Origin of the sequence: uncultured Bradyrhizobium sp., assembly GCF_936943645.1 — a bacterium.
GTDB lineage: Bacteria > Pseudomonadota > Alphaproteobacteria > Rhizobiales > Xanthobacteraceae > Bradyrhizobium.
This window is the reverse complement of the sequence record NZ_CAKZJO010000079.1, coordinates 100,155-121,193: the sequence shown is the minus strand read 5'-3', so window position 1 is coordinate 121,193 and position 21,039 is coordinate 100,155. Positions and strand designations below refer to the sequence as shown.

The following is a 21,039-nucleotide window of genomic DNA, read 5'->3' as shown; positions in this document are numbered from 1 at the left end:
GCGAGCACCTCAGGGTGACGGATCACCACGAGGGAATCAACCGACGCGAAACGTCACCCCACCTAGCAAGAACTCGTTCCCCGCCACCGCGAGCCCCTTCGCCTTCGCCGCATGCAGCACGCTCGCAGGATCAGTCACCCGAAACTCCAGCGCGCTCATGATCTCGCTGGCGCCCTTCACGAAGTGGAAGCTTGCGTTCGGCAGCTTCAGCTCGGAGCCGTCCGCCGCAACGCCGATGATCTTGCCCCAATGCGCCGCCAGCCCTTTCGGGTCCGGGCTCTGCATCTCCACCGCGACCAGCGCCTGCGTCACGTCCTTGCGGATGGACTTCTGCCAGTCCGGTCCGGCCGGCGGATACGCGCCCAGAATATCGTCGCTGCCTTCGGTGTGGTTGAATTCGATGAAGGCGGCGCGGCAGTCGCGGGGGTGAAGCTGCACGCCGTGATAGGGCGCATGATCGATGACGTTGGCGGTACGCACGCCCATCGCATTGGCGCGGCGGCCGCGTTCGTCGGGATCGTCACAACAGAAGATCGCCATATAGCCACCGCGGCCGCCGGTCTTCTCGATGAAGCGGCCGGCCGTGGTGCCGTCCTTGAAAGGTGCAACCACCTCCAGCAGGATGGTGTCGACCGGAAGCAGCGCGTTCTCCAATCCGTATTTCGCGACGTTGCCGTCGCGGTAGCAGACCGAAAGTCCCATGATCTCCGCGATATCGGAGATGACAGGCGCCAGCTGCGGCGCGACCAGGCAGATCTGCCGCAGCCGTAGATAGGGCGCCATGGTCATGCGCCCTTGAACGTCGGCTTGCGCTTCTCCACGAAGGCCTTGGCGGCCTCCTTGTGGTCCTCGGTGTCGCCGCAGCGGGTGTGGTGGATCGCCTCGCCGTCGAAGCAATCCTCCAGCGCCAGATGCTCGGCATTGTTGATGTTGCGCTTGATGAAGCCGAGCGCGATCGAGGGCCCCTGCGCCAGCGACAGCGCGAGCTCGTGCGCGGCGGCATCGATCTCGGCATCGGGCACCACCTTGGTGACCATGCCGATCGCATGCGCGTCCCTGGCGGTGAGCACCGGCGACATCAGATAGAGCTCGCGCGCCCGCGCGCTGCCGAGCAGCTGGGTCAGGAAATAGGTGCCGCCATAGTCACCGGAGAAGCCGACCTTGGCGAAGGCGGTGGTGATCTTGCAGGACTCGGATGCGATGCGCAGGTCGCAGGACAGCGCCATCGACAGGCCCGCGCCGGCCGCGGCGCCGTCGAGCTGCGCCACCACGGGTTTTGGCATCTGGTGCAGGATACGCGAGACCTCCATGCCGCGGCGGAGGTTCGCCAGCTTCTGCTCGAACGGCAGCGGCGCACGGCCGGCCGCCATCGACTTGACGTCGCCGCCGACGCAGAACGAGCCGCCGGCGCCCTTGAACAGCACCGCGCGCACCTCGGGATCGTCAGCCGCCCGGCGTGCAGCTTCGACCAGCCCGGCCACCATCTCGGGATTGAGCGCGTTCTTCCGCTCCGGCCGGTTCATCGTGATGGTGAGCAGCCCGCCTTCGAGCTTCTGCAGGACCATGTCGTTCATGGGGGCGCCTTCCTCTCGTTATTTGACCGAACGCTCGCCACACCGTCATTGCGAGGAGCTCTTGCGACGAAGCAATCCAGACTGCCTCTGCGGAAACATCTCTGGATTGCTTCGCTCCTCGCAATGACGAGGCTTATTTCTTCACCAGCGGACAACGCGACTGCTCCAGCGACTGGAACGCTTCGCTGCCGGGCACGGTGGCGAGCAGCTTGTAATCGTCCCAGCGGCCCTTCGATTCCGACGGCTTCTTCACCTCGAACAGATACATGTCGTGGATCATGCGGCCGTCGTCGCGAATCTTGCCGTTCTTGGCGAAGAAGTCGTTGATCGGCGTTTCCTTCATGATCTTCATCACCGCCGCCGCATCGGTCGTGCCGGCCGCCTTCACCGCCTTCAGGTAATGCGTGACGGAGGAGTAGACGCCGGCCTGCGCCGAGGTCGGCGGCCGCTTCACGCGCTCCTGGAAGCGCTTGGAGAAGGCGCGCGTCTCGTCGTTCATGTCCCAGTAGAAGGCTTCGGCCAGCAGCAGGCCCTGTGCGGTCTCAAGCCCGATCGAGTCGATGTCGGTCACGAAGGCGAGCAGCGGCGAGACCTTCTGGCCGCCCTTCATGATTCCGAACTCCGCCGCCTGCTTGATGGCGTTGACGGTGTCGCCGCCGGCATTGGCAAGCCCGATCACCTTGGCCTTGGAGGCCTGCGCCTGCAGCAGGAACGACGAGAAATCCGAGGTGTTGAGCGGATGACGCACGCTGCCGAGCACCTTGCCGCCGGTCTTGGTGACGACGGCGCTGGTGTCCTTCTCCAGATCCTGACCGAACGCGTAATCGGCAGTGAGGAAGAACCAGGTGTCGAGGCCGGTCTTCACGGCCGCAAGGCCGGTCACATTGGCCTGGCCGTAAGTGTCGAACACGTAGTGAATGGTGTAGGGGCCGCAGGCCTCGTTGCTGAGGCGGATCGAGCCCGGGCCGTTGAACATGATGATCTTGTTGCGCGCCTTGGCGATCTCACCAGCTGCAAGCGCGGTCGCGGAGGCCGCGACGTCGTAGATCATCTCGACGCCCTGGTTGTCGAGCATGTCGCGGGCGATGTTGGCGGAGAGATCGGCCTTGTTTTGATGATCGGCCGCCAGCACCTGGATCTTGCGCCCCAGCACCTCGCCGCCGAAATCCTCGACGGCCATCTTGGCCGCGGTCTCACTGCCGGGACCGGTGATGTCGGCATAGAGGCTCGACATGTCGAGGATGCCGCCGATCTTGAGCGGCGGCTTGTCCTGGGCCTGCGCGGCGGCGCTCGCACTCAGCGCAAACGCTGCGGCAAAAATGCCCGACAAAATATTCTTCATGGAAAAGACCTCCCTTTATCGCCTGTCTCTGAATGGCGGCTTGGTTATTGGTGTTGCCGCAATCATGCCGCATGCGCAACAGCGCAGCAAGCGCGAGGTGCCATGAAGATGAATGATCATCGCTCGCTTTCCGCAAAGCGGAATGGCGAGAAGACGCAAGATGTTTCCGCGAGACAGCGCAAGCAAAACGATGGTGCTGTGAGGCAATAGCGACGCGTCACACGAGCTGCCGTAGGGTGGGCAAAGGCGCGCTCTTCGCGCCGTGCCCACGAGTCGGCGCGATGATCCAAAGACGTGGGCACGCTTCGCTTTGCCCACTCTACGAGAGTCTTCGCGGCTCGCCACGTTTGCGTTACAACCAGAGCACAACGCAACCTCTCCGGGTCACGTGACGCGACTGCTCCACCTCATCATCCTGTATCCTCTCGTCGCGGCCAACACCGCGCTCGCGAGCCCGTGCCAGTTCGAGCCGCAAGGCGAAGGCCGCGTCGCCGCCATCGTCGATGCGCGCAGCGTGCGCCTCGATGACGGCCGCGAAATCCGTCTCAGCGGGATCGAGCCCACGGCGAACACCAGGCAGGCGCTGGCATCGCTGCTCGCAGGCCGCGACGTCAGCTTACGCGGTACCGACGACACGCCGGACCGCTACGGCCGCCAGGGCGCGCTGGTCTTCATCGGCGCGAGCGAGGCTTCCGTGCAAGCCATGCTGCTGGCCCAGGGCGACGCCCTGGTCTCCGCCGAGATCACGGACAGGGACTGCGCCGCCGCCTTGATGGCGTCGGAAGCCGCGGCGCGGCGCCAAAAAATGGGCAACTGGGCTGACCCGTCGGCCATAAAAAACGCGGAAAGTCCGGACGATATTTTGGCGGGGATCGGGCGCTTTGTGGTGGTCGAGGGTAAAGTCCTGTCAGTCCGGCAAGCTGGGGCAATGACCTATCTCAACTTCGGGCGGAACTGGACACGGGGCTTCACCGCGACTATTTCAAAGCGCGCGTTACCGGCGTTCGAAAGCGCCGGGATTACCCTTAAGTCCCTGGAAAATAAACGTATTCGAGTTCGAGGCTGGGTCGAGGGAAGTACGGGACCGCGGATCGATGTGCGGCTCGTGGGACAGGTCGAGTTGCTGGGCGCAAACGAGCCGACAGGGGTAAGGCCCTAAAGAAGGGCCAGGCACGGGTTAAGCGACGTGAATGGGGTGCTAGAACGGCACGTACGGAACGAACGCCGCCGCCTGCGGGCGGCGCCGGCCGCGCTATGCCTCGTGCTGGGCGCGGCGCTGGCGGGCTGCGGCGACATGGGCCGGTTCCAGACCGCCGCCGTTCCGGCGACCGTCGCCATGCCGAAGCCGAAACCGGCCGTCGCCCAGACCCCCGCCACCGAAAAGGAGCATGAGCGCATCCTGGCGAGCTATGGCGGCGCTTACGACGATCCCAGGCTCGAATCACTCGTCAGCAAGACCGTCGACCGGCTCGTCGCCGCCTCCGACCGTCCCGACCAGGGCTACAAGGTCACCATCCTCAATTCCGGTGCGGTGAACGCCTTCGCGCTGCCGAACGGCCAGCTCTATGTCACGCGCGGCCTGCTCGCGCTCGCCAGCGACACCTCGGAATTGTCCTCCGTGCTCAGCCACGAGATGGCGCATGTGCTGTCCAAGCACGCCGCGATGCGCGAAGACCAGGCGCGCCAGGCCGCGATCGTCACCCGCGTCGTCACCGACATGAGCAACGACCCCGACCTCACCGCGCTCGCACTGGCCAAGACCAAGCTCACCATGGCGAGCTTCTCGCGCAAGCAGGAATTCGAGGCCGACGGCATCGGCGTCGGCATCTCCGCCAAGGCGCATTTCGACCCTTATGGTGCTGCACGATTCCTTTCGGCGATGGAGCGCAATGCCGAGCTGAAGGCCGGCAAGTCTTCGCTCGATCCGCGCGCGCAGGATTTCACCTCGTCGCACCCGGCAACGCCGGAGCGCGTGCAGAACGCGCAGAACATCGCGCGGCAATACACTGCGCCCGAAGGCGCCGAGCGCGACCGCGAGAGCTATCTCGCGGCGATCGACAACCTCGTCTACGGCGAAGATCCCAGCGAAGGTTTCGTGCGCGGCCGCCGTTTCCTGCATCCGAAGCTCGGCTTCACCTTCCAGGCGCCGGACAATTTCACGCTCGACAACACCGCCCAGGCCGTGATCGGCGTGCGCGAAGGCGGCGCCCAGGCGATGCGCTTCGACGTGGTGCGCGTGCCGGCCGAGCAGTCGCTCGGTGACTACCTCAATTCCGGCTGGATGGAGGGCGTCGAGAAGGCGTCCACCGAGGACCTCAGCATCAACGGCTTCCCGGCCGCGTCCGCCACCGCCAAGGGCGACCAGTGGCAGTTCAAGGTCTACGCGCTGCGCTTCGGCAGCGACGTCTACCGCTTCATCTTCGCGACGCGGCAGAAGTCGACCGAGAGCGAGCGCAATGCGCGCGAGACCGTCAATTCATTCCGCCGCCTGACCCTCGACGAGATCCAGGCCGCCCGGCCGCTGCGCATCAAGGTCATCACCGTGCAGCCCGGCGACACCGTGGAATCGCTCTCCCACCGCATGGCCGGCGTCGATCACCCCGCCGAACGCTTCCGCGTGCTGAACGGGCTCGATCGCACCGCGCAGGTCAAGGTGCGCGACCGCGTGAAGATCGTCGCGGATTGACGTGCGCTAAGCGCACGTCATCCCGGGGCGCGCTTAGCGCGAACCCGGGATCTGGAGACGCAAACTCATCCGTCGTCCCGGACAAGCGCGCCTAAAGCGCGCGCCGATCCGGGACCCATAGCCACAGGATGGAGTTAGGCGAAGATTCGGAGTTGCCAACTCGCGCCATAACCCCTGCCTGGGATTATGGGTCCCGGCGTTCGCCGGGACGACACTTCTTTTGGAGCCGCAGCCCGCGCCTAATTAGCGCCCCGCGTCCATGTCGCCGGCCTCGCGCTGGCCGCTGAGCCAGAGTGCGAGCAGCGTCCAGAACGCGCCCGAGAGCAGATACGCACCCGAGGCGATGACGCCCAGATTGGTGGCGAGCAACAGCGCCACCAGCGGCGCGAAGCCGGCGCCGAACAGCCAGGCCATGTCCGAGGTCAGCGCGGAGGCGGTGTAGCGGTAGGCCTGCTTGAAGTTCGAGGCGATCGCGCCGGAGGACTGCCCGAACGACAGGCCGAGCAGGATGAAGCCGATCACCATGTAGATGGTCTCGCCGAACGCGCCGGCATCGAGCAGCTGCGGCGCAAAGCCGCTGTAGATCGCGATCGCGATTGCAGATCCCATCAGCAGCGATTTGCGCCCCACCCGGTCGGCGATGATGCCGGAGACCACGATCGCGCCGACGCCGAATACGGCGGCGACGATCTCGATGATCAAAAAGCGCACCGGGCTCTCGCGGGTGAACAGGAACACCCAGGACAGCGGGAATACCGTGACCATGTGGAACAGCGCAAAGCTCGCCAGCGGCGCGAACGCACCGAGCATGATGTTCTGGCCTTCGCGTGCCACCGTCTCGGAAATGCGCGCCGGCTGCAATTCGCGGGTCTCGAACAGCGAGGAATATTCCTCCGTCGTCACCATGCGCAGGCGCGCGAACAGCGCCACGACGTTGATGGCGAAGGCGACGAAGAACGGATAGCGCCAGCCCCAGTCGAAGAAATCCTCGGCCGAGAGGTTGCCGGCAAAATAGGCGAACAGAGCGCTCGCCACGATCAGGCCCAGCGGCGCGCCGAGCTGCGGCACCATCGCGTACCAGCCGCGCTGCGAGGCCGGCGCGTTCAGTGCCAGCAGCGAGGCCATGCCGTCCCAGGCGCCGCCCCAGGCCAGACCCTGCGCGATACGCGCCAGCGCCAGCAGCCAGATCGCGGCGACGCCGATGTCGTGATAGCCGGGCAGGAACGCGAGTGCCACGGTGGCGGTGCCGAGCAGGAACAGCGCCGAGATCAGCTTGGCGGTCTTGCCGTAGGCACGGTCGACCGTCATGAAAATGACGGTGCCGATCGGCCGGGCCATGAAGGCCAGCGCGAAGATCATGAAGGAATAGAGGGTGCCGGTCAGCTCGCTCGCGAACGGGAACACCAGGCGGGGGAACACGATCACCGAGGCAATCGCGAAGACGAAGAAGTCGAAGAATTCCGAGGTGCGGCCGATGATGACGCCGATGGCGATCTCCCCGGGACTGGCCTGGTCATGGCCGTGCTCGCCCGAGTGGAGGTCTGCCATTGCGGGGGTCTGTGCCGTCGCCATGCGTGCGCCCTTAACGTCCTGAAAACCAAAGCCGACCGCCCGGCGGGGCGCCAGGCAGACTGGCCTTGTCTGACCCAACATTCCGCACTGCAACATTGGACAAATTGTCCAATGTCCGGATTGCTGCGCCGCAGCTACCCGTTGGCCCCGCAAAAGAAACTCATTCTCAAAGGCTCGGCCCGTGTCTCGTCTCAAGATCCTGGCGCTACTACCTCTGGCTGCCGCGCTCAGCGGCTGCGACTACGTCGTGCTGGCGCCAGCCGGCGATATCGCCGCGCAACAGCGCGACCTCGTCATCATCTCCACCGTCCTGATGCTCCTGATCGTCGTGCCCGTGATGGCGCTGACGGTGCTGTTCGCCTGGCGCTATCGCCAGTCCAACACGGACGCTCGCTACGAGCCGGAATGGGATCACTCGACCGCGCTGGAGCTGGTGATCTGGTCGGCGCCGCTCTTGATCATCGTTTGCCTGGGCGCGCTGACCTGGATGGGCACGCATCTGCTCGACCCCTATCGCACGCTCGGCCGCATCCATGCCGATCGCGCGGTGGATCAGTCCAAGGCCCCGCTCGAGGTCGACGTCGTCGCGCTCGACTGGAAGTGGCTCTTCATCTACCCGGACTACGGCATCGCCACCGTCAACGACCTCGCAGCTCCGGTCGATCGTCCGATCAACTTCCGCATCACCGCGTCCTCGGTGATGAACTCGTTCTACATCCCCGCGCTCGCCGGCCAGATCTATGCGATGCCGGGCATGGAGACCAAGCTCCACGCCGTGGTGAACCAAGCCGGCACCTACAAGGGCTTCTCGGCGAACTACAGCGGCGCCGGTTTCTCCGGCATGCACTTCAATTTTAGGGGCCTCGACGACAAGGGCTTTGACGCCTGGATCGCGCAGGCCAAATCCGCCGGCGGCGCGCTCGGCCGCGCCGAATATCTCCAGCTGGAAAAGCCGAGCCAGAACGAGCCGGTGCGCCGCTGGGGCGCCGTCGATGCCGATCTCTACCGCCTGATCCTCAACATGTGCGTCGAGACCGGCAAGATGTGCCAGAGCGAGATGATGGCGATCGACGCCAAGGGCGGCAACGGCCATGAGGGCCTGAACAACACCCTGCCGCTCACCTACGACAAATACGCCCGCCGCGGCGCCCCGCTCGGGCCCGAGCCTGTCTTCGTCGCCGGCACCTGCACGCCGGATGCGCCGCAGGGACAGACCACGGCGTCGATCAAGGCTCCGATCGATATTGCGCCGCTCACCGGCGCCGGCCTGAAGCGGCCGACCTTCACGCCGCTGAAGTCCTCGTCCTTCTTCCTCGGACTGCGTCCCAAGTCCGATTCCTGAAGTCAGATTCCTAAAGAGATCCCCGCATGTCTCCTGATCTTCTCAAGCTCATCTTCGGCCGGCTCGGCTTCGAATCTCTGCCGCTGCACGAGCCGATCGTCGTCGGCACTTTCGCCGTGGTCGCGCTCGGCGGCGCCGCGTTGCTCGGTGGCCTCACCTATTTCCGCCTCTGGGGCTACCTCTGGCGCGAATGGTTCACCACCGTGGACCACAAGCGCATCGGCATCATGTACATGATCCTCGGCATCGTCATGCTGCTGCGCGGCTTTGCCGACGCGCTGATGATGCGCGGCCAGCAGATGCTCGCCTTTGGCGGCTCGGAGGGCTATCTCAACGCTCATCACTACGACCAGGTCTTCACCGCCCATGGCGTGATCATGATCTTCTTCGTGGCGATGCCGCTGGTCACGGGCCTGATGAACTACGTCGTGCCGCTGCAGATCGGCGCCCGCGACGTCTCGTTCCCGTTCCTGAACAATTTCAGCTTCTGGATGACGGTCGGCGGCGCGGTGCTGGTGATGGCCTCGCTCTTCATCGGCGAGTTCGCCCGGACCGGCTGGCTGGCTTACCCGCCGCTGTCGAACATCGGCTACAGTCCTGATGTCGGCGTCGACTATTACATCTGGGCGCTGCAGGTCGCCGGCGTCGGAACGACGCTGTCCGGCATCAACCTGATCTGCACCATCGTCAAGCTGCGCTGCCCCGGCATGACCATGATGAAGATGCCGGTGTTCACCTGGACCTCGCTCTGCACCAACGTCCTGATCGTCGCCTCCTTCCCGGTCCTGACCGTCGTACTCGCGCTGCTCTCGCTCGACCGTTACGTCGGCACCAACTTCTTCACGAACGATTTCGGCGGCAGCCCGATGATGTACGTGAACCTGATCTGGATCTGGGGTCACCCCGAGGTCTACATCCTGGTTCTGCCGGCCTTCGGCATCTTCTCGGAGGTCACCTCGACCTTCTCCGGCAAGCGGCTGTTCGGCTACACCTCGATGGTCTACGCCACCGTCGTCATCACCATCCTGTCGTATCTGGTGTGGCTGCACCACTTCTTCACGATGGGCTCGGGCGCCAGCGTCAACTCGTTCTTCGGCATCACCACGATGATCATCTCGATCCCGACGGGCGCGAAGATGTTCAACTGGCTGTTCACGATGTATCGCGGCCGCATCCGCTACGAATTACCGATGATGTGGACGATCGCCTTCATGCTGACCTTCGTGCTGGGCGGCATGACCGGCGTGCTGCTCGCGGTGCCGCCCGCCGACTTCGTCCTGCACAACAGCCTGTTCCTGATCGCGCATTTCCACAACGTGATCATCGGCGGCGTGGTGTTCGGCGCGTTCGCCGGCATCAACTACTGGTTCCCGAAGGCGTTCGGCTTCAAGCTCGATGTGTTCTGGGGCAAGCTGTCGTTCTGGTTCTGGGTCGTCGGCTTCTACCTCGCCTTCATGCCGCTCTACGTGCTCGGCCTGATGGGCGTGACCCGCCGCCTGCGCGTGTTCGACGATCCGTCCCTGCAGATCTGGTTCGTGATCGCCGCGATCGGTGCTTTCCTGGTCTTCCTCGGCATCCTCTCGATGCTGATGCAGTTCGCGGTCAGCCTGCTCCGGCGCGAGCAGCTCAAGGACGTCACCGGCGATCCCTGGGATGCGCGCACGCTGGAATGGGCGACCTCCTCGCCACCGCCGGACTACAACTTCGCCTTCACCCCCGTCGTTCACGACAATGACGCATGGTGGGACATGAAGCGCCGGGGCTATCAGCGTCCGCTCACCGGCTTCAAGCCGATCCACATGCCCAGCAGCACCGGCACCGGCATCATCCTCGCCGGCCTCGCCACCGCGATGGGTTTCGGCCTGATCTGGTACATCTGGTGGCTGGCCGCATTGAGCTTCGCCGGGCTGCTCGTCGTCGGCATCGGTCACACCTTCAACTATCACCGCGACTTCGACATTCCGGCTGAAGACGTCATCCGGACCGAGGACGCGCGCACCAAACTGCTCGCCGGAGCCAAGTAAATGACTGTCGCCGTCAATCCCTCGCAGACCGGCGAGCCGGTCTTCTACCTCGCCGACGAACATCCGCATCCGGAAGGCTGGAGCACCTCGCTCGGCTTCTGGATCTATCTGATGAGCGACTGTCTCATCTTCGCGATCCTGTTCGCCACTTTCGGCGTGCTCGGCGGCAACTACGCTGCCGGCCCGGCGCCGAAGGACCTGTTCGACCTGAACCTGGTCGCGGTGAACACCTCGATGCTGCTGCTGTCGTCGATCACCTACGGCTTTGCCATTCTGACGATGCAGCAGAACAAGGTCGCGCAGACCCAGATCTGGCTGGCGATCACCGGCCTGTTCGGCCTCGCCTTCATCGGCATCGAGCTCACCGAGTTCGCGCATATGATCCATGAGGGCGCCACGCCGCAGCGCAGCGCCTTCCTGTCGGCGTTCTTCACCCTGGTCGGCACCCACGGCCTGCACGTCTCCTGCGGCCTGATCTGGCTGGTGACGCTGATGGTGCAGGTGCAGAAGTTCGGCCTGATCCAAGCCAACCGCCGCCGCCTGATGTGCCTGTCGATGTTCTGGCACTTCCTCGACGTGGTCTGGATCGGCGTCTTCACCTTCGTCTATCTCCTGGGAGTTCTGCGATGAGCACCGATACCCACGCCGCGCACGCGGACGACCATCACCACGACGACGGTCACGCCCACAGCACGTTCTCGGGCTACATGCTCGGTTTCGTGCTCTCGGTCGTGCTCACCGCGATCCCGTTCTGGCTGGTGATGAGCGGCACGCTGCCGAGCAAGCAGATCACCGCCCTCGTCATCATGGCCTTCGCGGTCGTGCAGATCGTCGTGCACATGATCTACTTCCTGCACATGAGCGCCAAATCCGAGAACGGCTGGACCATGATGGCCCTGATCTTCACCATCGTCATGGTGGTAATCGCGCTGTCGGGTTCGCTGTGGGTGATGAGCCACCTCAACAGCAACATGATGCCCATGCACCAGATGAGCGGAATGAAGTGAGCGAGATCGGGACCGTGACGAGCAGGACGGACGATGCGCGCAGCAAGACTGCGCGCTCCCCGTCCCTGTGGCTCACGGTCCTCTCGCTGGCAGCCTTTGTCGTCCTGATCGCCCTCGGCGTCTGGCAGATCGAACGCCGCGCCTGGAAGCTGGCGCTGATCGACCGCGTCGAGCAGCGTGTTCACGCCCCGGCCCAGCCGATTCCCTCGCCCGCATCGTGGCCTGCGGTCAGCGCGGCCAGCGACGAATACAGGCATGTCAGCGTCGCCGGCCGCTTCCTGCATGACCGCGAGACGCTGGTTCAGGCCGTCACCGAGGAAGGTCCGGGCTATTGGGTGCTGACGCCGCTTCGGCGCGGCGACGGTACGCTCGTTCTGGTCAACCGCGGCTTCGTGCCGTCGGAGCGGCGTGACCCATCGGCACGGCGGGACGGCAATCAGGACGGTCAGGTCGAGATCACCGGCCTGCTCCGCATCACGGAGCCCAAAGGCGGCTTCCTCCGGAACAACGTGCCCCAGCACAACCGCTGGTACTCGCGGGATGTCGCCGCGATCGCGGCAGCGCGGGGCCTCCAGAACGTCGCGCCGTTCTTCGTCGATGTTGACGCCGGATCACAATCCGGCCGCGGGCCCATCGGCGGATTGACCGTGGTGCGCTTTCCCAATAACCACCTGATCTACGCGCTGACGTGGTTTGCCCTCGCCTTCATGCTGGCGGCTAAGCTTTTCGTCACATTCGGCGGCGGGCTGTTCCGCCGCAAGCGCTTCGTCCACGAACCGGCCGGTGGCCCAGGTGCCGCCGCGCGCAGGACGGGATCAGATGCTGGAGAGATCGTCGAGCAAACCTGACGGCGGAAACACGCCTCGCCAAGCGCCTGGCGAGCTGACCGTCACGCTGCAATCGCAGGCGGATGCGCGCAGCGAGCTGATCGGTGCTGCGCCGACCGATGACGAGACCAACCGCAAGAACATGGCGCTGCTGATCCAGCTGCGCTGGACCGCGGTGGTCGGGCAGATCGTGACCATCGGCGGCGTGCATTTCGGGCTCGGCATTCCCTTACCCCTGGAGCGGATGGGCGCGGTGATCGGCGCGCTGGTGCTGCTCAACGTCTCCAGCCTGATCTGGGTGCGCCATCGCGCCGCGATCACCAACAACGAGCTGCTGGTCGCCCTGATGCTGGACGTCGCGGCGCTGACCGCGCAGCTCTACCTTTCCGGCGGCGCCACCAATCCCTTCACCTCGCTGTTCCTGCTGCAGGTGACGCTGGGCGCGGTGCTGCTCGATGCCCGCTCGACCTGGTCGCTGGTCGCACTGACCTGCGCGAGTTTTGTCTGGTTGACGCTGGCCTACCGGCCGCTCGATCTGCCGCCGAACCCGATCAGCGAGACCTATAGCCTCACCGTTGCGGGCATGCTGCTCGGCTTCGTGCTCAACGCCGTGCTGCTCGTCGTGTTCGTCACCCGCATCAATCGAAACCTGAGGGAGCGCGATGCGCATCTGGCGGCGCTGCGCCAGCACGCCGCCGAACAGGATCACATCGTGCGCATGGGCCTGCTCGCCTCCGGCGCGGCGCATGAGCTGGGCACGCCGCTGGCCTCGCTCTCGGTGATCCTCAGCGATTGGCGCCGCATGCCGGATCTCGCCGCCGATCAGGAGCTCGCCGAGGATCTCACGGAGATGGAGACCTCGCTGCAGCGCTGCAAGTCGATCGTGACGGGCATTCTGGTCTCGGCGGGCGAAGCGCGCGGCGAAGGCTCCTCGCCGACCACGGTGACGGCGTTCGTGACCGCCCTGGTCGACGAGTGGCGCGACGCGCGCTCGGCGCGGACGCTCTACTTCGTCAATACGTTCGGCGCGGACGTCGCGATCGTCTCCGACATCGCCTTGAAGCAGGTCATCTTCAACGTGCTCGACAACGCCTATGAGGTCTCGCGCGACTGGGTCGAGCTCGTGGCCGAGCGCGAAGGCGACAACCTCGTGCTGTCGATCAGCGATCGCGGCCCGGGCTTTGCGCCGGAAATGCTGGCGCAGCTCGGAAAGCCCTACCAATCGAGCAAGGGCCGCACCGGCGGCGGGCTCGGCCTGTTCCTGGTCGTGAACGTGGTGCGCAAGCTGGGCGGCAGCGTGACCGCCGAGAACCACAGGAAGCGCGGCGCCACCGTGCGCCTGACGCTGCCGCTCGCTACCCTCGCGATCGGAGGAAATTTTGACGCCTGACCGTTCGCTCATCGTCGTCGAGGACGACGAAGGCTTTGCGCGCACGCTGAAGCGCTCGTTCGAGCGCCGCGGCTACGAGGTCGTGCTGGCCGCCTCGATCGAGGACGTGCGCAAGGCGCTGGAGGAACGGACCTTCGGCCATGCCGTGGTCGACCTCAAGCTCGGCGGCGCCTCGGGCCTTGCCTGCGTCGAGCTTCTGCACACGCATGACCCCGACATGCTGATCGTGGTGCTCACGGGCTTTGCCAGCATCTCCACCGCGGTGGAGGCGATTAAGTTAGGGGCCTGCCACTATCTCGCAAAACCCTCCAACACCGACGACATCGAAGCCGCCTTCACCAAGGCCGAAGGCAATACCGAGGTCGCGCTCGATGCGCGGCCGACCTCGATCAAGACACTGGAATGGGAGCGCATCCACCAGACCCTGATCGAGACCGATTTCAACATCTCCGAGGCGGCGCGACGATTGGGCATGCATCGGCGCACGCTGGCAAGGAAGCTCGAGAAGCGGCCGGTGAAGTAGGCCGCCACACGACGTTTGACGAACACTCTCCCCTCTCGTCGTCCCGGCGAACGCCGGGACCCATACCGCGGAATCTGTCGTTGCGATCGGTAGAGGTACCGAACAAAATATCTTCGTCAAACTTCTCCCTGGGAGTATGGGTCCCGGCGTTCGCCGGGACGACACCGAGTTGGTCGAGAGAGCTCTCGCACAAAGCTTCCGTATCGTCTTGGACAAGCATCCCCAAACAAAAAGCCCGGCCGAGCGGCCGGGCTTTTGATTGCTTGCGATCGACGCGAGGCGCTTACGCGGCCTCGTCGGCGACGGTGGTGTCGTCGCCATCGCTATCGTCGGTATCGCCCTCGGCATCCGTGTCGCCCTCGCCGTCGGCGGCTTCCGCCTTGGCGTTGGTCCGGCGCGGGCTCTTGGCGAGCTGGGCCTCGATCTCCTTGACCGCTTCGGTCTCGGTCGAGTGCTGCACCACCGCGATCTCGCGGGACAGACGATCGAGCGCCGCTTCATAGAGCTGGCGTTCCGAGTAGGACTGCTCCGGCTGCGATTCCGAGCGGTAGAGATCGCGCACGACTTCCGCGATCGCGACGATGTCGCCCGAATTGATCTTCGCTTCGTATTCCTGGGCGCGGCGCGACCACATGGTGCGCTTGACGCGGGCGCGGCCCTTGAGGGTCTCCAGCGCCTTCTTCACCAGCGCGGGCTCGGACAGCTTGCGCATGCCGACATTGGCGACCTTGGCGGTCGGCACGCGCAGCGTCATCTTGTCCTTGATGAAGTTGATGACGAACAGCTCGAGCTTCGCACCGGCAATCTCCTGCTCCTCGATGGCCAGGATCTGGCCGACGCCGTGAGCGGGATAGACGACGAATTCGTTGGCCTTGAAGCCCTGGCGCTGGGTCACGACCTTCTTTTCCTCGACCTTCGGCGCGGCAGCGGGCTTGGCAACCGGCTTGGCGGCAGCGACGGGGGCCTTGGCAGGAGCAGCAGCAACAGGAGCCTTCGGCGCGGCCGGCTTGGCAGCGGGAGCCTTGACGGCGGCAGGCTTGGCAGTCACAGGCTTGGCAGCAGGCTTGGCAACGGTCGCTTTCGCGGCCGGTTTGGCAGTCTTGTTAGGCATTGCGCTTCTTTTGTTCTTCGAGGACTTTGCAGCCGGCGCCTTCGTCGCGGTCCGACCCTTGGATGCGCTACGGCTGGCCGCGGCGACTTTTTTGGCCTCCTTATGGGAAGCCCTCGCTGAAGTACTCTTTTTACGCGTTTTCTGTGACACAGCCTGCGCGCGGAAACTGCCACGCCCCTGTTCGACATTTGGTTTCACGGGAACCCAGCGGGGCCAACGGGGCTGACAGGGTTCGGCTTAATGTGCCCAATATAGCACATTTCCCGCAAAAATCAATGATTTAGGGGTCTTCAGGGCTGGTTTTCGGCGGCAGGGCCGCTATTAGGGTTAAGTTTGGGCCCGAATTAGTCGCCGGAGCCGGGGTTCGGAGAAAAATATTTCTCGAACTTGCCTTCCATGCCGTCGAATTCCTTGGCGTCGGCAGGTGATTCTTTCTTCTGGGTGATGTTCGGCCAGCTCTTGGCGTACTGGGTATTCACTTCCAGCCACTTTTCCAGGCCCGGTTCCGTGTCCGGCTTGATAGCGTCGGCGGGGCATTCCGGCTCGCACACGCCGCAATCGATGCACTCGTCGGGGTGGATGACGAGCATGTTGTCACCCTCGTAGAAGCAGTCGACCGGGCAGACCTCGACGCAGTCGGTGTACTTGCACTTGATGCAGTTTTCAGTGACGACGTAAGTCATCCAACGCTCCGAAAAGCTCTTTTAAAAGTCGCGGCCTGCGTAGCGCGGATGGCCCTGCGCTGCAAGGTCGGGAAAGCCCGATCATGACACTTGTGTGCGTTTGATCGACCAAGAAATGAATAAGAAGCGCAATTAATTGCGCGTTCCGAGCTCTTCGTAGAGCACCCGCGCCGCGGCAGCATCGCCACGGCGTTCGCTAAAGCTTGTCACTCTCAACACGCGCACGGTGCGATCGAGCGCGACGGTGACGACGTCGCCGAGCTTGATCGCATGGCCCGGAGATTTCTCCCGCTCGCCGTTGACGCGAACGTGGCCGGTCTCGACGAGCTCGGCCGCAGAGGTACGCGCTTTCACCACCCGCGCGTGCCACAGCCATTTGTCGAGGCGCTGCCGCTCGGTGGTCGTGGGGTTACTCCTTGCGTCCCGACAGCTGCTCTTTCAGCGCAGCGAGCTTGGCGAACGGCGAGTTGGGATCGGCGGGACGATCGCGCTCGCGCGGGTTCGCGCTCGAAGCGTAGGGACGGAGCGACGGACCGGATTCGCGATCTCGGCGGTCGCGGCCCTTGTCGCGGTCGCGGCCACGGTTGTCGCGACCCTTGTCACGATCGCCGCCGAACTTCTTGTTGTCGCGGTTGCGATCGCGATCCTTGTCGCGGTCCTTGCCCTGGAAGCTGCGATTGCGGTCGTCGCGGCGCTCGCCGCCCTCGCCACCTTCGCGCGGCTTGCGGAAGTCCCTGTTGCCGTCGCGGCGATGACCGCCGCCATGACGATGCCTTTCACCGGGCTTGGCGCCTTCGGCGGCTTCGCCTTCCGCGGGCGCAGCGCCCGCCTCGGCACCGGCCTGCGGCCGCTGGTTGTTGTGATGGCGCTGGTGACGGTGGCGCTCGTGGCGCGGCTTGCGGTCCTCGTGACGGCCGCCGGGACGCCAGACTTCGACCAGTTCGGGCTCGGCGGGCGCGGCCGCAGCTTCAGGCGCGGCGGCATCGGGTGACGCAGCGGCTTCCGTTGCCACGGTCTCGGCGGCAGCCGCTTCGAGGCCGGCAGCCTCCACCGGCGCAGCGGCCTCGTCAGCCGGCGGCGCGATGCCGGGGGCGTCTTCGGGCGTCACGGGCACCTCAGGAGACGCTTCGAGCGCGGGCTCTGCCGGGGCGGGCTCGTCGTGCTGCTCCATGCCGGGCGCATCTTCGACGGTGACGCCTTCAACGGCAGTCTCGACGGCCGGGGTCTCCTCGGGCAGGCCGGCAACGGCTTCCGCCGCCGTCTCGGTCGAAGTCTCTGCCGAGGCCTCGGCGCTGCCTTCAGCCGGCGGCGTTTCGGCCGCGACCGTTTCCACCACGGCCGGTTTTGCCGGCAGCGGCGGACGCTTCTCCATGCGATAGCCGAGCGCGCGCAGCACGGAGGCGAAATCCTCGCCGGCAGATCCCGTGAGCGAGGTCATCGCCTGCGTCACCACGAAGCCACGGCCGTCGAAGGCGCCGGCCGGCTTCTCGCCGGAGGCATTCTCGCGCCAGGCCAGCGCCGGGCGGATCAGATCGGCCAGGCGCTCCAGGATGTCGACGCGCACGGCGCGCTCGCCGGCCTGCTTGTAGCCGAGCACGCGATAGGCATCGCGCGGCAGCGCCTTGTCGACCGGGAAAGAAGTGCGGCCCGATGAGGCCAGATGCTGCGCGCCCGAGAGAGAGGACAGATCGACATTGTCCTGCTTCAGCGCCCAGAGCAGCGCGGCGAGCGCGCGCGCGGCGGGCTTGAGCAGGCCGGGGAAATAGATGTGATAGGCGCCGAAGCGGACGCCGTACTTCCGCAGGACGGCACGCGAGGGCTGGTCGAGATCCTTCAGCTCATTGGCGATCTTGGGCCGCTCCAGCACGCCGAGCGCCTCGACCAGCTGATAGGCGATCCCGCGGGCGATACCGGTGACGTCCTCCGCCTTGGAAAGCTCGAACATCGGCCCGAGCAGCTTCTCGATATGGGTCTTGAGCCAGAGCTCGAGCCGGGCCTGCACTTTTTCGCGGGGCGCCCCGGTGAGCCTTTCGTCGGAGATGATGCGGATGCGCGGATGCAGCGCGTCCTCTGCGGCAGACAGTCGCGCCACGGCATCGCCGGTCCAGCGGATGGTGCCTTCGGAGGTCAGCACGAACTGATCGTCCGGCGCATTGCCGAGCTTTTCGGCACGCGTGTTGATCTCGCCGGCGAGCACCGCTTGCGCTGCAGCCTGCAAGGCTTTCGCATCGGAGCCTGCTTCCGCCGCATCCGGTGCAAAGGTGAAGCCGTCGAGGCGGCCGATGACATGGCCTTCGACGATGACTTCGCCGGTCTTGCCGATTTCAGTATTCAAGCTCGTGTTCTCCCGCAGGCGGCGCATCAATACACTGGTCCGGCGATCAACGAAACGCTCAGTCAAGCGTTCATGGAGCGCATCCGATAATTTATTTTCGACCTCCCGCGCGATCCCCTGCCAGCGTTCGGGGCCTTTCAGCCAGTCCGGGCGGTTGGCGACGAAGGTCCAGGTGCGGATCTGTGCGATCCGGGCCGACAGCGTGTCGATGTCGCCGTCGATGCGGTCGGCCTGGGTGACCTGGGCTTCGAACCAGGCATCGGGGATGCAGCCCTTCCGCATCAGGAAGCCGTAGAGCGTGGTCACCAGCTCGGCATGGGCGGCCGGCGACAATTTCCTGTAGTCCGGGACCTGGCAGGCCTCCCACAGCCGTTCCACGGCCTCCTTGCCGTGCGCGACATCGCGCACCTCGGCGTCGCGGGCGGCATGGTCGAGCACGCGCATGTCCTCGGCGATTGGCGCGCGCGTCAGCGCCTCATGGCCGGGGGCGAGGTTCAGCGAGACCTGGAGCGCGCCGAGCGAGGAGAAATCCAGCTTCGAATTGCGCCATTGCAGCATCTTCACCGGATCGAAAGTGTGGTTCTGCAGCGCGTTGACGAGCTCGGGCTCGAACGGCGCGCAGCGCCCTGTGGTGCCGAAGGTGCCGTTGCGCGTGGCCCTGCCCGCGCGTCCCGCGATCTGCGCGAACTCGGACGGCGTCAGGCGGCGGAACTGAAAGCCGTCGAACTTGCGGTCGGAGGCAAAGGCGACGTGGTCGACGTCGAGATTGAGGCCCATGCCGACGGCATCGGTGGCAACGAGATAATCGACGTCGCCGTTCTGGAACATCTCCACCTGCGCGTTGCGCGTGCGGGGCGAGAGCGATCCCAGCACCACGGCGGCGCCGCCATGCTGGCGCTTGATCAGCTCGGCGATGGCGTAGACTTCGTCGGCCGAGAACGCGACGATGGCGGTGCGGCGCGGCTGGCGCGTGATCTTGCGGTCGCCGGCGAATTCCAGCTGCGACAGGCGCGGCCGCGTGATCATGGAAACGCCGGGCAGCAGCCGCTCGATGATCGGGCGCATGGTGGCAGCGCCCAGCAGCAGCGTCTCGTCGCGGCCGCGGCGGTTGAGGATGCGATCGGTGAAGACATGGCCGCGTTCGAGATCGCTCGCGATCTGGACCTCGTCGACGGCGAGAAAGGAAAGGTCGAGGTCGCGCGGCATCGCCTCGACGGTCGAGACCCAATAGCGCGGATTCCTGGGCTTGATCTTCTCCTCGCCGGTGACGAGCGCGACGGCCTCGCTGCCGACGCGTGCGGCGATCTTGTTGTAGACCTCGCGCGCCAGGAGGCGCAGCGGCAGGCCGATCATGCCCGAGGGATGCGCGAGCATCCGCTCGATGGCGAGATGGGTCTTGCCGGTGTTGGTGGGCCCGAGCACCGCAGTGACGCCCGCGCCAGGCACTCGATCGTGAAGGGCGCGCTCGGAAGCGAAGGGGGAGGAAGAAAAGGGCATTCTGGGTGATTAGGTAGTGGCAATTTGGGCGAATGTCAGTGCTGTCTGGGGCGGAGGGCGCGCAATGCCCGTTCCGTCATCCCCGCGCAACGGCAAAGCCGTTGTCGCTGGAGGTGCGAGGCATGGGACGCAACGCGTCCCATGGGGAGCCTCGAAGGAAGAGCGGCCCGCATGTAAGAGCGCGCGGCACCAGTGTGGCGGTCGCCCTTCGAGGGCCGCTGAAGAAGCGGCCACCTCAGGTTTGACGGTGATGGAGTAGTGCCGGCTGCATCAACATCGTCATTGCGAGCGCAGCGAAGCAATCCAGAATCTCTCCGCGGAAGTAGTCTGGATTGCTTCGTCGCAAGAGCTCCTCGCAATGACGAGGTGAGATCACAGCTCATCACGATCACAGAGCAACAAAAAAGGCCGCGCAGTGCGCGGCCTTTTCAAAAAACGTCGGCGCAGCGGCAAATGCTTACCGCCACTCCACCTTGGTGATCTCGTATGCCTTGGCGCCGCCGGGTGCGTTGACCTCGACGGTCGAGCCCTTCTTCTTGCCGATCAGCGCGCGCGCGAGCGGCGAGGTGATGGAGATGCGGCCCTTCTTGGCGTCGGCCTCGACCTCGCCGACGATCTGCCACACCGTCTTCTTCTCGGTGTCTTCGTCGACCAGGGTCACGGTGGCGCCGAACTTGATGGTGTCGCCGGAGAGCTTGGATATGTCGATGATGTCGGCACGCGCGAGCTTGTCCTCGAGCTCGGCGATACGGCCCTCGTTGTGGGACTGCTCTTCCTTCGCGGCATGATATTCCGCGTTCTCCGACAGGTCGCCGTGCGAGCGTGCCTCCGCGATATGCTCGATGATCCGCGGACGATCTTCCGACTGGCGCTTCTTCAATTCTTCCCCGAGCGCGACAAAGCCGGCCTGGGTCATCGGAACCTTTTCCATCTCTTCTCTCGTCCTTCAGCTGCGCGCCCCACACAAGCCGGGGCGCGGCAACCTTGATTCGTCGGTACTCCCGGGGCTGAACACGCGCCCACCGGGGTGTTATGTGGGTCTGGCGCCGGAACAGAACAACCACATGGCCGGACAGTTCCTCCGGCCATTGTGGCTTCATTGCCAATCACTTAGCGGCGGGTTTGC

General features: G+C 65.1%; 17 protein-coding genes and 1 pseudogene. 9 read left to right on the top strand and 9 right to left on the bottom strand.

All coding sequences use genetic code 11. From position 1 onward, the window contains the following. Positions 1–36: 36 nt before the first annotated feature. From Q0743_RS20955 to Q0743_RS20945, 3 genes are all read right to left on the bottom strand, one after another. Positions 37–783 (bottom strand): hypothetical protein, encoded by a 747-nt coding sequence (locus Q0743_RS20955; RefSeq protein ID WP_298243386.1) that lies wholly within the window; start codon positions 781–783, stop codon positions 37–39. Between the two features lie 2 nt (positions 784–785). Next, positions 786–1,574: an enoyl-CoA hydratase gene (locus Q0743_RS20950; RefSeq protein ID WP_298243385.1), complete on the bottom strand. Its 789-nt coding sequence runs from the start codon at positions 1,572–1,574 to the stop codon at positions 786–788. A 133-nt stretch (positions 1,575–1,707) separates the two neighbouring features. After that, positions 1,708–2,916 carry an ABC transporter substrate-binding protein gene (locus tag Q0743_RS20945; RefSeq protein WP_298243384.1) on the bottom strand — a complete coding sequence of 403 codons (1,209 nt, stop codon included), beginning with the start codon at positions 2,914–2,916 and terminating at the stop codon, positions 1,708–1,710. 310 nt (positions 2,917–3,226) lie between these two features. Here Q0743_RS20945 and Q0743_RS20940 point away from each other — a divergent pair, with 310 nt between their 5' ends. Further along, positions 3,227–4,075 (top strand): thermonuclease family protein, encoded by an 849-nt coding sequence (locus Q0743_RS20940; RefSeq protein WP_298243383.1) that lies wholly within the window; start codon positions 3,227–3,229, stop codon positions 4,073–4,075. A gap of 135 nt (positions 4,076–4,210) precedes the next feature. Next, a complete protein-coding gene (locus Q0743_RS20935) occupies positions 4,211–5,602 on the top strand; it encodes a M48 family metalloprotease (protein ID WP_298243394.1) in 1,392 nt (463 codons plus the stop codon). 243 nt (positions 5,603–5,845) lie between these two features. On the opposite strand, the gene Q0743_RS20930 is transcribed toward Q0743_RS20935, so the two are convergent. After that, positions 5,846–7,174 (bottom strand): MFS transporter, encoded by a 1,329-nt coding sequence (locus Q0743_RS20930; protein WP_298243382.1) that lies wholly within the window; start codon positions 7,172–7,174, stop codon positions 5,846–5,848. Positions 7,175–7,355: 181 nt separating this feature from the next. Between Q0743_RS20930 and cyoA the strand changes: the two genes are divergently transcribed. The 7 genes from cyoA to Q0743_RS20895 are packed head-to-tail and all read left to right on the top strand — an operon-like array spanning position 7,356 to position 14,287. Next, entirely contained in the window at positions 7,356–8,516 is a 1,161-nt protein-coding gene (gene cyoA / locus Q0743_RS20925) for a ubiquinol oxidase subunit II (RefSeq protein ID WP_298243381.1), read from the top strand. Between the two features lie 26 nt (positions 8,517–8,542). Continuing rightward, positions 8,543–10,540 carry a cytochrome o ubiquinol oxidase subunit I gene (cyoB, locus tag Q0743_RS20920; RefSeq protein WP_298243380.1) on the top strand — a complete coding sequence of 666 codons (1,998 nt, stop codon included), beginning with the start codon at positions 8,543–8,545 and terminating at the stop codon, positions 10,538–10,540. Further along, complete coding sequence (gene cyoC / locus Q0743_RS20915; protein ID WP_298243379.1) at positions 10,541–11,170, top strand: cytochrome o ubiquinol oxidase subunit III; 630 nt, start codon at positions 10,541–10,543, stop codon at positions 11,168–11,170. Then, positions 11,167–11,547, top strand: coding sequence for a cytochrome o ubiquinol oxidase subunit IV (gene cyoD / locus Q0743_RS20910; protein WP_298243378.1), 381 nt, complete (start codon positions 11,167–11,169; stop codon positions 11,545–11,547). Before cyoC ends, cyoD begins: the two co-directional genes overlap by 4 nt. Then, positions 11,544–12,395 carry an SURF1 family protein gene (locus Q0743_RS20905; RefSeq protein ID WP_298243393.1) on the top strand — a complete coding sequence of 284 codons (852 nt, stop codon included), beginning with the start codon at positions 11,544–11,546 and terminating at the stop codon, positions 12,393–12,395. The genes cyoD and Q0743_RS20905 overlap by 4 nt, the downstream gene beginning before the upstream one ends. Then, the gene (locus Q0743_RS20900) at positions 12,367–13,764 is read left to right on the top strand and encodes an ATP-binding protein (protein WP_298243377.1); all 1,398 of its coding nucleotides are present in this window, start codon (positions 12,367–12,369) and stop codon (positions 13,762–13,764) included. Before Q0743_RS20905 ends, Q0743_RS20900 begins: the two co-directional genes overlap by 29 nt. Then, positions 13,754–14,287: a response regulator transcription factor gene (locus tag Q0743_RS20895; protein WP_298243376.1), complete on the top strand. Its 534-nt coding sequence runs from the start codon at positions 13,754–13,756 to the stop codon at positions 14,285–14,287. The genes Q0743_RS20900 and Q0743_RS20895 overlap by 11 nt, the downstream gene beginning before the upstream one ends. Before the next feature lie 283 nt (positions 14,288–14,570). Here Q0743_RS20895 and Q0743_RS20890 read toward each other — a convergent pair whose 3' ends face one another. The 5 genes and pseudogenes from Q0743_RS20890 to greA form a co-directional block, all read right to left on the bottom strand. Further along, positions 14,571–15,398: a CarD family transcriptional regulator gene (locus tag Q0743_RS20890; protein WP_298243375.1), complete on the bottom strand. Its 828-nt coding sequence runs from the start codon at positions 15,396–15,398 to the stop codon at positions 14,571–14,573. A gap of 344 nt (positions 15,399–15,742) precedes the next feature. Next, positions 15,743–16,081 (bottom strand): ferredoxin FdxA, encoded by a 339-nt coding sequence (gene fdxA, locus Q0743_RS20885; RefSeq protein WP_063198086.1) that lies wholly within the window; start codon positions 16,079–16,081, stop codon positions 15,743–15,745. Between the two features lie 132 nt (positions 16,082–16,213). Beyond that, positions 16,214–16,477 (bottom strand): annotated as a pseudogene (locus Q0743_RS20880) (RNA-binding S4 domain-containing protein); the annotation flags it as partial. Positions 16,478–16,490: 13 nt separating this feature from the next. After that, on the bottom strand, positions 16,491–19,913 hold the full coding sequence (locus tag Q0743_RS20875) for a helicase-related protein (protein ID WP_298243374.1): 3,423 nt from the start codon (positions 19,911–19,913) through the stop codon (positions 16,491–16,493). Between the two features lie 457 nt (positions 19,914–20,370). Then, positions 20,371–20,844 carry a transcription elongation factor GreA gene (gene greA / locus Q0743_RS20870; protein ID WP_018643807.1) on the bottom strand — a complete coding sequence of 158 codons (474 nt, stop codon included), beginning with the start codon at positions 20,842–20,844 and terminating at the stop codon, positions 20,371–20,373. Positions 20,845–21,039: the final 195 nt, after the last annotated feature.